Below are 13,718 nucleotides of genomic sequence, written 5' to 3' on the forward strand. Positions count from 1 at the left end.
GTTACTCTCTCCCCTTTAAAATTGTTTCTACAATAGCCATTCGTGTATAAACACCATTTCGAACTTGCTCGAAAATTCTAGAACGCTCGCATTCTACTAGCTCTGAAGCAATTTCTACATCACGATTGACCGGTGCTGGATGCATGATAATTGCCTTTTCTTTCATTTGTTTCTCACGTTCAACTGTTAAACCGTACTCTTCATGATAGCCCTCTTTTGAGAAGCTTTTATTTACTTTATGACGTTCATGCTGCACACGAAGTAACATAATCACATCGCTTATTTCGATTAAATCATCCCAAGAATGATGCGCTTCGAAACTTCCTTGCCACTCTTCCGGACAAAGGAAATGAACATTTGCCCCTAGTCGTTGTAACGCTAACGCATTCGATTTCGCTACACGGCTATGGCATATATCTCCAGCGATTGTCACATTTAACCCTTCAAAAGAACCAAACTCTTTTTTGATTGTATAAAGATCTAATAGTGATTGAGACGGATGCTGACCAGTGCCGTCACCTCCGTTAATAATTGACACATCGATGCCTTCAAGTAGTTCATTGTAATACGCATCTTCCTTTGCGCGAATGACTACTGCGTCTATACCAATCATTTCTAACGTCTTTACCGTATCGTACAATGTCTCTCCTTTAGCGACGCTCGAAAAGCTACCGTCAAACGGGATAACGGTACAGCCAACTTTGCGCTCTGCCATTTCAAAGCTTGTTTTCGTGCGCGTACTTGGTTCAAAAAATAAATTTGCAACGTTGTATGGGCGAGATAACGATGATGCCTCACCATTCTCAAAAGCTTGCGCACGATCTAGAATGTGGTTAATTTCTTCAATTGTTAAATGTTCCATCGATAATAAGTTATTCATTGTAACCTCCGTAGGGTGTGTTTCATGAACGTTATGAAACGTTTTCTAAAATTAAAGCCCCGTTGATGTCATCAACGAGGCATAAGGAGGCGCGACAAACTACAGCAGGATCCATTCCTACTTTTAGACTGTCTACAACTTCCCTTTTCTTGCCTCTCTGGACAATTCATTAAAAGGTACTTTTATGAATTTTTATTTTGATTGTACGGTATTGGTATATCCGCTTCTTTTTTACCTGGTAGGATGGCATTTAAAAGAACACCGATAATCGCTGCTAATGCCATACCTTCGATACTTAGTGATTCTGAAACAACGAACTTCGCACCACCGATACCGATGACCAAAATAACTGAGGCGATGACCAAGTTACGACTATTACCAAAGTCGATATGGTTATCCACTAACATTCGTAATCCACTTGCTGCAATTATACCGAAGAGTAAGATGGAAACCCCACCAAGTACAGCTGTTGGAATTGTTGCAATAACTGCCATTGCTTTCCCGAAGAATGACAGTAAAATGGCTACGACTGCTGCACCTGCAATGACATACACACTGTAAACTCGAGTGATCGCAAGGACACCGATATTTTCACCGTAAGTTGTTTTCGGCGGACCACCGATTAGTGCACTAATAAATGTACCAAGACCGTCCCCTAATAACGAACGATGTAAGCCTGGCTCTTTAATATAATCTCGATTGACCACTTTACCTAATACTAACTGGTGACCAATATGCTCGGAAATCGTTACGATAACGATTGGTACCATTGTTAGGAGCAGCGTTGTTGTGATTTCAAACTCATAGTGCACACCTGGGATTAAGAAGTCAGGTAGTGCAAAGAAATCAGCTTTCGCAATTGGTGAGTAATCAACTATGTCGATCATCATTGAGTAAACATATCCTACGATTAAGCCAATTAAGATTGGCATTGTGCTTAAAATGCCTTTAAAGGCAATCGTGAAAATAATGGCTGTAAATAAAGTCACTAGCGCTGCTGAGAAGTGTAAAAAGTTATATTTACCATCTACATTCATCGCCATATTAACCGCTGTCCCTGATAGTCCAAGACCAATTACCATAATGACAGGGCCCACCACAATTGGTGGTAAAATTTTCATAATCCATTTATAGCCGCTTTTCCAGATGATAAGGGATACGATGCCATATGTAATCCCTACTGCCATAGCACCAATCATTGCATGACCAGGATTTACACTGGAACCATCTTTATTTAAGCCACCTGCCGCTAGTAAAATCGGCGCAATAAAGGCAAATGATGATCCTAAATAAGCAGGTACTTGAAATTTCGTAATTAATAAGAAGAACAGTGTAGCAATCCCACTCGTTAATAGGGCAATCGCTGGACTAAGACCAACCAACTGAGGAACTAAGATCGTTGACCCAAACATGGCGAACATGTGCTGGAAACTTAATGTCACTAGTTGGATTGGGGTCGGTTTATCTTTAACATCTAATACTGCATTTGACATAATGTTTCCTCACTTTAAGTTAGTCTTCTTTATAAATAATGACGCAATCTTCTCCGTCTACTTCTTGTAAATTTACGACTATACGTTCAGCTCCAGATGTCGGAACATTTTTACCAACATAATCAGCTCTTATTGGTAGCTCTCTATGCCCTCTGTCGATCAGTACTGCGAGTTGAATTTGACCTGGTCTCCCTAGATCCATCACTGCATCTAGCGCTGCGCGTACTGTTCGTCCCGTATAGAGTACATCATCGACTAAAATAATTTTTTGATTGACGACCTCATAATCGATATCGACTTGCTCAACATGTGCCTGTTCATTATCATGCTTTGTCGTTAAATCATCTCGATAGAGAGTGATGTCAAGCTCCCCCGTACGGATTGGTTTGCCTTCAATTTTTTCAATTCGTTCTGCTAGGCGTCTTGCAAGATAGGCACCTCGCGTTTTAATACCAACTAAAATACATTCGTCGATCCCTTTATTGCGTTCAATAATTTCGTGTGCTATGCGCGTTAACGCTCTTGCCATAGATGGGCCATCTAATAACTCATTTTGTGCCATGTAAGTTTCCTCCTCTCTTCTATCTATTATTGGGTCATGTGTCCATAAAAAAACCTCTCGAGGCGAATAGCCTGAGAGGGTTATATACGTGTTTAAATAGCGTGTTTAAAAAATTTGCAGCACAAATTTTTCGCAACACTTTCACATGTACCTTCTCAGCCTCTCTGGACTGCCATTAAAGGTGAATATTTAATTAAGTTGTTCATTCACTTTTGTTAGTATAGACCTTCTTTACCTATACGTCAATGCTTATTTCTTAAATCTAGTAATAATTGTTCATAATCAGCAGGAAGTTGCGCTTCGAACTGCAAATATTCACCTGATGTAGGATGATCGAAGCCTAATACACCCGCGTGTAATACTTGTCCACCAAAGTCGATCGTCTTTTTCGGTCCATATTTTGGGTCACCAACAAGTGGGAATCCAATATAATTCATATGGACACGAATTTGGTGCGTGCGTCCTGTTTCTAAACGACATTCTAGTAATGAATAGTCGCCAAAGCGTTCGATAACTTGGAAGTGGGTTACTGCATGCTTACCTTTGTCGACAACTGCTTGTTTTTGACGATCTTTTTGATCTCGACCAATAGGTGCATCAATTGTTCCTTTATCATGTGCAATATGCCCGTGAACGAGCGCAGTATATTTACGTGTCACTGTTTTTTTAACTAGCTGATTCACTAACGATTCATGAGCTGCATCATTTTTAGCCACCATCAATAATCCTGATGTATCTTTATCAATACGATGCACAATTCCCGGACGCATAATGCCATTGATACCCGATAAATCCTTACAATGGTACATTAAACCATTAACGAGTGTACCCGTCATATGTCCAGGCGCTGGATGGACAACCATGCCCTTTGGTTTATTCACAACAAGGACATCCGCATCTTCATAAACAATATCAAGATCTAAGTTTTCAGCAATGACATCTAATGGCTCCGCTTCAGGTACATCGATTTCTACAACATCCCCTACTTTTACCTTATACTTCGCCTTTACAGTCTCTCCATTTACTTTAATAATACCATCAGTAATCCAATTACCAATTTGTGTACGCGACCACTCTGATTGCACACTCGAAAGCGCCTTATCAATGCGCTCTCCCTTTTGTTGTTCTTCCATTGTATATGATACTTGCGTCATTTTTTCACCTGTTTCTTTCCTTTTTTATCTTCCATTATAATGCCAATCATTAATATTACTACCGCCATTGTTAAAGCTGCATCCGCAATATTAAAGATCGGGAAATCATAATTAATTACTGGAATTAATACACTTACAAAATCGACCACTTCACCTCTAAATATACGGTCAATAAAATTTCCTATAGCTCCGCCTAATAAAAACATTAGGCCAACTTGAAAAATCGGTTTACCTTTAGCCTCTTTATGATAAAAGTATAGAATGGCACAAATAACACCTATCGTGACAATGCTAAATAACCACATTTGGCCTTCTAACATTCCCCATGCTGCTCCTCTATTTCGATGAGACAATATCCCAAACCATGGATCCCATACTGAAATTCGTTCACCAAACTCCATATTTTTCACAATCAGCCACTTTGTCCATTGATCTAAAAGAATCACGAATGCGGCTAATCCATAATATTTATACACAGACACTCCTCCGTTCGCTCAACATCTAACCTATTCTACCATAACAGCCCATCTCAGAATAACTAATATAGCATGAAAATATAGGTCATCACCATATTGCAGGGTTGATTTTTGCTTGGATTTGGGTGTGCTTTCCGTAGTTTCGACTGTTCTTTCCGTCGCTCTGGTAGTTCTATCTGTCGCTTCGGCAGTTTTATCCGTCACTTCGGCTGTTCTATCCGTCGCTTCGACTCTTCTTTCCGTCGCTCTGGTAGTTCTATCCGGCGACCTGTTTTCTTTCCGTCGCTTCGACTGTTTTATCCGTCGCTTCGACTCTTCTTTCCGTCGCTTTTGCTGTTCTTTCCGTCGACCTGTTCTCCTTCCGTCCCTCTGACAGTTCTATCCGTCGCCCGCTCTTTTTTCTGCCGTCAACTTCACTTCAATAAAAAAGCTATCGCCATCACTTCATAAGTAATGGCAATAGCTTATCAATTTTCATTCAAATTATACCGTTTTAAGCCGTTTCAGACTCTTTTGAATGCACACGCTTCATGAAATCATTGACATCAGCCGGTACTTTTCGATCTAATAATGACACAATAATAACGGATAAGAATCCTACAGGCACTGTGATGATGCCTGGGATTTTAAATTGTAAGAAGCTTGGTAATGTTCCTGGAAGAAAAATCATCCACATCGATACACCAAGACCAATGAGTAAACCCGCAATTGCTCCTTTTTCTGTCATTCCTCTCCACCAAATACCTAAAATAAATATTGGTGTAAATGTACTCGCCGCAACAGTAAAGGCAAGTGCCACTAAATGACCAATGGATGCATCCTTAACTAGTAAACCCAATGCTCCATATAAAATACCTAATAAAACGATGGCTACTTTCCCTGCAACTACTCGTTGTTTTTCTGTAATATCCTTTTTCATAACGCTTGCATATAAATCATGGGCTAATGCACCTGAGCTAGTAATAAATAACCCTGATAAATTTGAGAATATGGCCGCGAACGCACCTGCTATGACTAGTCCAAGCAGCCATTTACCTCCTAGTGCAAGTGCTGTTGTAGGAATCACCATATTGTTCCCACCAAGCACTAGATCACGCATGACTTCCTCACTTGCTGTACCCGAGATAAAAATAGAACGACCTACAACTCCTAAATATACTGCTAATAAGAAAAACGTACTGGCAATCCCAATCGCCATCAATGCTGATTTACGAGCCGCCTTCGCACTTGGATTCGTATAGAATCTTAGTAGAATATGTGGCAGACCAATTGTACCTAGCGCTAAACCAATTGTCATACTGATAGTTTGCCAAAATGTTGGGAAATAGAAACCTGTTCCCGTCCAAGCAGCACCATCAAAATTAACATTATTTCCATCTAAGGCATATGGTGATGTTCCTGTAATAGGACCGCTGAATGAATTAATAGCAGCTAAAATCTTATCGTAATGCAAACCACTATACATTGCCGCAATCAACATAACAGCAAACGCTCCAAGGCGAATCCAAAGCTCTAAAGCTTGGTTGATTGTTGTTCCTTTCATACCGCCTATTCCTACATAGAAAACCATTACAATACATGTAAAGATAATGCCGAATTCATATGAAGTCCCAAAAAACATACTTAAAATTTGTGCCGCCCCTAATAATTGTGGCGCTGCATAAAAACCAGAAATCGCTAAAACAACAGCTACCGCTACTAGCCGAGCTCGTCTACTATGAAAACGATAAGCTAAAAAATCGGCAACGGTAAATGCCCCAAATCTTCTTAACGGGCCTGCCACAAAAATAGCTAGCAACGTCAATCCGATGGAGAAGCAAAATGCATAGTAAGCACCGTCATACCCTAATTGGAAAGTCAAACCGGCTATCCCGAGAAATGTAGCAGCACTTAAATAGTCTCCCCCAATTGCCGAACCATTTGTAAACCATCCAAAACTTCTCCCCCCAACAAAGAAATCGGATGCTGTTGCATTTCTTTTCGTTAAATACGTAATGTATACAATTGTCCCCATTAAAGCAATAGTCATTAACATCTTCGGTTCTAATAGAGCTTTCATCATTCTACATATCCCCCTTAGCTAAAACTACTTATTCAGTGTTTCGTATTTCTTAAGGCGCTTCTCGTACAATGTTGTATGCACATACGCAATAATAAAAGCCATTACCATCATCACGACGGTTGTCACGAACCATGTTACTGTCATACCGCCCAAAATTTTCTTGAAAGCAAGCTCTGGAGCAAACCAGTTCATAACCGGAATACTAAAAATTAAAATGAAATAAAATACCGTTAAGCTAAAACCTGTAGTAAACTCATCTTTCATAATTTTGTTAGTAGTTGCATCTAGTGGTGGAAGATCCTTAACATCGATAGTTCCAGCTTCCACATATTCATAATCATGACTCCCTACTTCTGCCATATTTCAGCTCTCCCTTCCTGTTTCAGTAAACAATTGTCTGAAATTTCAAATTATTATTTACTACAATTATTTTATTCTATTTAATCTATAAAATAGTTACAAAATACTGCTGTATTAGTACAAAAAAATGCTATTTTAAGTTAAAATATTTTTATTATTCCCCATTTATAATAGAAGGGTGATGTTAGCATTTTAAATATTGTTTGGTACATTGAAAATTCAAATGAACAACAACAAATGAGCTACTGGCTAGATGAGTTCCTCCCCAATACTTTTATTAATTGCGAAGAACCCAAAACAGAGATTTCCGCTATCATTGTCTATGAAATTAACCGTTTATTTGACTGGGTAAAGATAAACCGGTTAAAAAGAAATTATCCTAATAGTATAATTGTCCCTATTGTTGCAGAACACCTTACCTACTCAACTGGTATAGCCATTGAACTAAACTTGACTGCACTTCTCATAAAACCGTTACAGAAAGCAAAATTTCTACGCATTGTTAAAAAGCTTTATACGTCCTATCAAGCAAAACAAGCAAGTACTCTTACAATGCTTGAGTTATCACAGCAAATTTCCCAAGATCATACTTCGCCATTCCGAGAAGCTTTTTTAAAACGACTTATACGTGGAGAGGTTGAAAGTGAGCAGGAAATAATCCAGTCTTCTTCTTTTTTATCGAGGCATTGTATCCCAAATATCGTGTTTTTAATCCAGGGTTATATAGATGTGAATGAAGATCGACCTTACCCTCATGATGCAAGCAGTGTGATCACCAATGTGTTTCACCAAAACTTTGCTAATAAAGTACCTATATCTTTTTTACATTTTGAACGTTATTTACTGTTGCTTATGCGCATTCCTAATGAATACACATCATTTAAGCATTGGTCGGAGGGGGTAGCTTGTTTACTTAAGGTTATTGAAACGTTAAAAAAAGATTATTGCATCCATCTTTTTATGGGGATTGGTGGCGTTTTTCAGGACGCCATGCAAGTAAAGGAATCCTATAGCCAAGCTCGAAAGGCTCGAAGGAAACCTCCTGTTCATAGTATTCATGTACGGTTTTATGAGGATTTAACAAAGCAAGAACAGCTCCAAAAAGCTATCCAATATATCGAGGAGCACTATGATGAACAACTTGCGATCAGTAACGTTGCCAAATACAGCAATTTTAGTGCTACTCATTTTAGCAGATTGTTTAAAAAGGAGATTGGCCGCAATTTTGTTGATTATGTAGCTTTTACACGTATCATCAAGTCACTACCCTATTTGCGAAAATACGATTACACCATTGAAAAGATCTCCTTCATCTGTGGCTTCAACACACCTAATTATTTCAGCCTTACGTTTAAGAAATATGTCGGTATATCTCCAACTGACTACCGCAATACACAAGAAATATTATTTAAATAGTGCATTCAAATTTTTAAGAAATCACTCCATGACAAAAAAGAATCTGCTAGACCTCAGGTGACAAAATAAAAAACGCAAGCCCCCCCATCATCAAGGAGACTTGCGTTATTAATTACATAGAATGCAGATTCTTAAATTAAGCGTAATACGTTTCTACAACTTCTGCACAACGCGCGCACACTGTTGAATGTGCTTCATTTGAACCGACTGTTTCAGAAATAGACCAGCAACGCTCACATTTTTCACCTGTTGCTTTTTCTACAACGATCGAAGCATGTTCTAAAGCTAATGCATCTGCTGGTGCAGCTTCTATTGATGCTACTTCAAAGGCAGAAACGATTGAAAGCTGTGCAAAATTAATGCTTGCATCATTTAATAATGCTGCCACATCTTCTTTCGCATAAACTGTCACTTTCGCTTCAAGTGATTTACCGATTGTTTTTGCATTACGAGCTTCCTCTAATGCTTTTAAAACATCATCACGGACATCAATAATTTTTACCCATTTTTCGCGTAGACTTTCGAAGTTTTCATGTTCATCTACCTCTGGGAAGTCTGTTAATTGTACAGATACCGCTTCTACAACACCTTGAGCATGTAAGTAAGACCACATTTCGTCACTTGTGTGAGGGATAATAGGTGACATTACTTTCACTAACGTCATTAATGTATCATAAATAACCGTTTGCATTGCACGGCGGTCTTTGTTGTCATGACCTTCGATGTACACAACATCTTTTGCAATATCTAAATAGAAAGAAGATAATTCTACAGCAACAAAGTTATTCACTGCATGATACACAGCCGCGAAATCATAGCGATCATATGCAGCACGAACAGTTTTTAAAACATCTTGTAAGCGCATATAAACGTATTGATCCATTTCACGAAGGTCTGCATATGCTACACGATCTTTCGTCGCATCAAAATCAGCTAAATTTCCGTGTAAGAAACGGAATGTGTTACGGATTTTACGATAAACCTCAGAAACTTGCTTCAACATATCCATTGAGATACGAACGTCTGCTGTATAATCTACTGATGCAACCCATAAACGAAGAATATCTGCTCCGTATTGGTCCATCACTTTTTTCGGGATAATGACATTCCCTAAAGACTTACTCATCTTACGACCTTCACCATCTAGAACGAAACCATGTGTTAATAGTCCCTTATATGGTGCATAGCCATTAATAGCCACAGAAGTAATTAATGATGAGTTAAACCATCCACGGTGTTGGTCAGAACCTTCTAAATATAGATCAGCAGGATACTTCATACCACGTTCTACTAGCACACCTTGGTGAGAAGAACCTGAGTCAAACCAAACGTCCATAATATCGTTTTCTTTTGTAAATTCACCGTTCGGGCTACTAGAGTGTGTGAAGCCTTCAGGTAATAGTTCTTTAGCTGTTTTTTGGAACCAAATATTTGACCCATGTTCACGGAATAAAGCTGAGATATGAGCAATTGTTTCTGGTGTAATAATGGGTTCTCCATTTTCAGCATAGAAAATTGGAATTGGCACGCCCCATGCACGCTGACGTGAAATTACCCAGTCTCCACGGTCACGAATCATATTATAAAGACGAGTTTCACCCCAAGCAGGTGTAAATGCTGTTGATTTTACAGCTCCTAGTAACTCATCACGGAATGCATCAACCGACGCAAACCATTGTGGTGTTGCACGGTAAATAACTGGTTTTTTCGTACGCCAGTCATGTGGATATGAGTGTGTAAAGAAGTTAAGCTTTTCTAAAGCACCTACTTCTTTTAATTTTTCAGTGATTAATTTGTTTGCATCATTATAGAATACACCTTCAAAACCAGGTGCTTCATCTGTATAGCAGCCGCTATTATCAACTGGGCTAAGAATTGGTAGACCATATTGTTTACTAATTTGATAGTCATCTTCACCGTGTCCTGGTGCTGTATGAACACAGCCAGTACCCGCTTCAGCAGTTACGTGCTCTCCAACCATTACAAGAGATTCACGGTCATAGAATGGATGCTGTGCAACAACTCGGTCTAACGCTTCACCTTTAACTTCTTGCACAACTTCATATGCTTCCCATTCAAGTTCGTTAGCAACTTTTTCTAATAATTCTTTTGCAATGATGAATTTTTTATCTGCAACTGCCACAACAACATAAATAAATTCAGGGTTTACAGAAATCCCTAAGTTCGCTGGAATTGTCCAAGGTGTTGTTGTCCAAATGATCATTTTAGCATCTGCTGGAACTACACCTTTAGCATCTTTAAGCGCAAAGCTTACATAAATAGAAGGCGATTTAACATCTTGATATTCAATCTCTGCTTCTGCCAGTGCAGATTCAGATGATGGAGACCAGTAAACTGGTTTTAAACCTTTATAAATATAGCCCTTTTCAGCCATCTTACCGAATACTTCGATTTGACGTGCTTCAAATTCAGGCTTTAATGTAATATATGGATTTTCCCAATCACCACGAACACCTAAACGGCGGAATTGTGTACGTTGGTTGTCAATTTGCTCGTAAGCATACTCTTCACATAATTTACGGAATTCAGCAACAGACATTTCTTTACGCTTTACACCTTTGTTCGTAAGTGCTTGCTCAATTGGTAAACCATGAGTATCCCAACCTGGAATATAGTTTACATGGTAACCATTCATAGAGCGATGACGCGTAATCATATCTTTCAGCACTTTATTTAAAGCGTGACCGATATGGATATCACCATTTGCATATGGAGGTCCATCGTGTAACACATATTCAGGACATCCTTCTGTACGCTCCATCTGCAATTTATTAATGTCCATTTCGTCCCATTTTTCTTGCATCTTCGGTTCATTTGCCGGTAAGTTTCCACGCATTGGGAAATCTGTTTTTGGCATTAATAAAGTATCTTTGTACTCAACCATTTTTCAATTCCTCCTTTATGTTTACAAACAACAAACAAATGCTCATAGGCGCTCATACACTTACGACAGTTATTAGGCTTATCATTATAACGTGTGGTTGATTTCCGTTCCGGCTGGGCGCTACATAGAACCATTTCGGGAAATGCCCTCAAGTTCTAGTTATCGGCAAAATCAACACGTTTTAACAATGGATGTATAAGTTCAAACATAGGATTTAGCCATTTCATACTAATAGAGATGAAGCCAACCGTCATTTGAACATAAAAAAGCCTCTCAATCCCTGAAAGGGACGAGAAGCTTATACTCGCGGTACCACCCTAATTGTAGCACAAAATTGTACTACCACTTAAAGCACATTAACGTCGTGCACTACGAAATAACTTACTACATTCAGTTATTTAGCTCCGAAGTGATGTTCATTGTTATTTGCTTGTTTGGGCTCACACTATCCCCAAATCGCTTAACTACGCCTAACAAATACTGTCTTCGTCTTTGCCTGTTTGCATATGTGTTCAAAATAATTACTATTACCATAGTATATGAAAATCATACAATCACGTCAAGTTTCACTTATTGCTTCACAATGTCTACAATATAGATAGAATCAACTATGCCTCGGCATAATTGTGTCCGGATTCGGCTTTGTGCTTAAGCCTGCGTGAGGGCCGACACGATGTCGGTCATTTCGGTAATGCCACGTTCTTAGACTGATTTCCTCTATTTCAGCAGGTGTTTGGACACCCACTGAAAAAGCAACTTAACTCGCATTCAACACACAACTTATAGAGGTGGAAGATGAATGCTGAAAAAAGTTAAACTTGATCGGCTTCTTGTGCTTCTTCGACAGATACTTGAATTTCAGTAAGGTCAATATCATATTGTAGCAAATGATCCCAGTCATCTGCATTTAGTAAATCAAGCTGTGCCTCTACAAGCATTTTAAAACGATTACGGAATACTTTTGATTGCTTTTTCAGCTCATCAATTTCAATTGTCACTTTACGAGCCTTCGTTAAAGCCTCATTGATAATTCGATCAGCATTTTTTTCTGCTTCTTTTACAATCAGTTTAGCTTCTTTTTGAGAATTTCTTCGTACTTCGTCAGCTGCCTCTTGCGCAACAACAATTGACTTTTGTAACGTTTCCTCTAAAGAATTAAAATGTCTCGCTTGTTCTAAGGAAATCTCCAGTTGTCTGTCTACTTCCTTCTTTTCCCGTAACAAAATCTCATAGTCTTTAATAATTTGATCTAAAAATTCATTTACTTCATCTTCAGCGTAACCTCTGAAGGATTTAGTAAACTCCTTATTATGTATATCAATAGGTGATAACGGCATACGATCCTTCTCTCCTTTACATGTACATTCATACTTTCTATTATACAATTGTTCCAACAACTTAGCAGTAAAAATTAATGAAATTTACTTGATTTTCAGCTTTTTTGGGCCAATCGACCGATTTGTAATCGAATTTTATCTTTTTTTGTACGTCCTTCCGTCATCATAATTTTTATTCGACCACTTCCACGTACAGATAAAATGTCTCCTTCTTGTAATTCAAAGGCAACTGTATCCCGTTCAGTCCAATTGACACGTACCTTTTTACCTGTAATTAATGCTTGTGCCTTTTGGCGAGAAGTTTTTAAAACCGTTGAAATAATAACATCTAAACGCATAGAGGAAACAGTATGAGATTCTTCTAACCACTCTTCCTCGTTTTGTAGCAGCGTCTCTGTCTCTTTAATCGATTCTACATGTACCTTTACTTTGCCGATGCCTGTTAAATGTAAGCGTACATATTCCGCTATCTCATTCGCTACTACAAATTGTACTAGCTGTTCATTCACACGAATATCACCGAATTTGCCACGATTCAGTCCTAAAGATAATAAAGCGCCAAGAACATCTGGATGTCGTAGTTGGACAAATTTCACAGGGTATTGAATCGTAAATACGGTAAGCTGAAAATCTTCTTCCACAGGTTCATAATAGGTAGGATAAATCAGCATGCGTTGTCTTTCTGCATTATCAAAGAGCCCAGCATTAGTTGTTTTCAATGTGTCATATTGTCCAATAATCGATGTAACAATAAAACGTTGACGAGGATCTAAAAAATCAGTAAGCTTTGGAGCGTATCGATCCTCTACCTCATGCTGCCAGCTCACAACCTGTTCAATAAAAGGCTGTTCATCTTTTCTAAAATGCTGTATTAAATGCTCCATGTTTACTCCACCTTTATTATCTCTCATTTACTAGCACAATTTTATCGGTATTTTTTGGTTTTATATCAGAAAATATTGGTTATCCTTTTTTGAACAGACAAATTAATTAGGGGGCTCTGATTTCCGCTGCGGGCGAGAGTCGAGCCGCTTCGCTTTCGCACAGAAAACATCCGCTCCGTGCAGGGTCTC

The 13,718-nt window shown here is 38.7% G+C and carries 11 protein-coding genes and 1 other annotated feature; of the genes, 1 reads left to right on the top strand and 10 read right to left on the bottom strand.

Features of this window, described 5'->3' with window-relative positions; all coding sequences use genetic code 11:
• Nucleotide 1 precedes the first annotated feature (1 nt).
• The 7 genes from ACFTQ7_RS00960 to ACFTQ7_RS00990 all read right to left on the bottom strand — a co-directional run bounded on the left by ACFTQ7_RS00960 (nucleotide 2) and on the right by ACFTQ7_RS00990 (nucleotide 6,987).
• Nucleotides 2–880 carry an aspartate carbamoyltransferase catalytic subunit gene (locus ACFTQ7_RS00960; protein WP_386826858.1) on the bottom strand — a complete coding sequence of 293 codons (879 nt, stop codon included), beginning with the start codon at nucleotides 878–880 and terminating at the stop codon, nucleotides 2–4.
• 182 nt (nucleotides 881–1,062) lie between these two features.
• The gene (locus ACFTQ7_RS00965; RefSeq protein WP_386826859.1) at nucleotides 1,063–2,373 is read right to left on the bottom strand and encodes a solute carrier family 23 protein; all 1,311 of its coding nucleotides are present in this window, start codon (nucleotides 2,371–2,373) and stop codon (nucleotides 1,063–1,065) included.
• A gap of 19 nt (nucleotides 2,374–2,392) precedes the next feature.
• The gene (pyrR, locus tag ACFTQ7_RS00970) at nucleotides 2,393–2,935 is read right to left on the bottom strand and encodes a bifunctional pyr operon transcriptional regulator/uracil phosphoribosyltransferase PyrR (protein ID WP_349658905.1); all 543 of its coding nucleotides are present in this window, start codon (nucleotides 2,933–2,935) and stop codon (nucleotides 2,393–2,395) included.
• A 242-nt stretch (nucleotides 2,936–3,177) separates the two neighbouring features.
• Nucleotides 3,178–4,089: an RluA family pseudouridine synthase gene (locus ACFTQ7_RS00975; RefSeq protein WP_386826860.1), complete on the bottom strand. Its 912-nt coding sequence runs from the start codon at nucleotides 4,087–4,089 to the stop codon at nucleotides 3,178–3,180.
• Nucleotides 4,086–4,565, bottom strand: coding sequence for a signal peptidase II (lspA, locus tag ACFTQ7_RS00980; protein ID WP_349658907.1), 480 nt, complete (start codon nucleotides 4,563–4,565; stop codon nucleotides 4,086–4,088). Before lspA ends, ACFTQ7_RS00975 begins: the two co-directional genes overlap by 4 nt.
• A 493-nt stretch (nucleotides 4,566–5,058) precedes the next feature.
• Nucleotides 5,059–6,627, bottom strand: coding sequence for a sodium/solute symporter (locus tag ACFTQ7_RS00985; RefSeq protein WP_386826861.1), 1,569 nt, complete (start codon nucleotides 6,625–6,627; stop codon nucleotides 5,059–5,061).
• 24 nt (nucleotides 6,628–6,651) lie between these two features.
• Nucleotides 6,652–6,987: a hypothetical protein gene (locus ACFTQ7_RS00990; protein WP_349658911.1), complete on the bottom strand. Its 336-nt coding sequence runs from the start codon at nucleotides 6,985–6,987 to the stop codon at nucleotides 6,652–6,654.
• Nucleotides 6,988–7,224: 237 nt separating this feature from the next.
• On the opposite strand from ACFTQ7_RS00990, the gene ACFTQ7_RS00995 reads away from it, so the two are divergent.
• On the top strand, nucleotides 7,225–8,403 hold the full coding sequence (locus ACFTQ7_RS00995) for a helix-turn-helix transcriptional regulator (RefSeq protein ID WP_386826862.1): 1,179 nt from the start codon (nucleotides 7,225–7,227) through the stop codon (nucleotides 8,401–8,403).
• A 136-nt stretch (nucleotides 8,404–8,539) separates the two neighbouring features.
• On the opposite strand, the gene ileS is transcribed toward ACFTQ7_RS00995, so the two are convergent.
• The 3 genes from ileS to ACFTQ7_RS01010 all read right to left on the bottom strand — a co-directional run bounded on the left by ileS (nucleotide 8,540) and on the right by ACFTQ7_RS01010 (nucleotide 13,529).
• A complete protein-coding gene (gene ileS / locus ACFTQ7_RS01000) occupies nucleotides 8,540–11,308 on the bottom strand; it encodes an isoleucine--tRNA ligase (RefSeq protein ID WP_386826863.1) in 2,769 nt (922 codons plus the stop codon).
• Nucleotides 11,309–11,590: 282 nt separating this feature from the next.
• Nucleotides 11,591–11,810, bottom strand: a binding site (T-box leader).
• A 310-nt stretch (nucleotides 11,811–12,120) separates the two neighbouring features.
• Entirely contained in the window at nucleotides 12,121–12,645 is a 525-nt protein-coding gene (locus ACFTQ7_RS01005) for a DivIVA domain-containing protein (protein WP_100544018.1), read from the bottom strand.
• A gap of 95 nt (nucleotides 12,646–12,740) precedes the next feature.
• The gene (locus ACFTQ7_RS01010; RefSeq protein WP_386826864.1) at nucleotides 12,741–13,529 is read right to left on the bottom strand and encodes a YlmH family RNA-binding protein; all 789 of its coding nucleotides are present in this window, start codon (nucleotides 13,527–13,529) and stop codon (nucleotides 12,741–12,743) included.
• Between the last annotated feature and the right edge of the window lie 189 nt (nucleotides 13,530–13,718).

It is taken from the genome of Lysinibacillus sp. NPDC056959, from assembly GCF_042674095.1.
GTDB lineage: Bacteria > Bacillota > Bacilli > Bacillales_A > Planococcaceae > Lysinibacillus > Lysinibacillus zambalensis.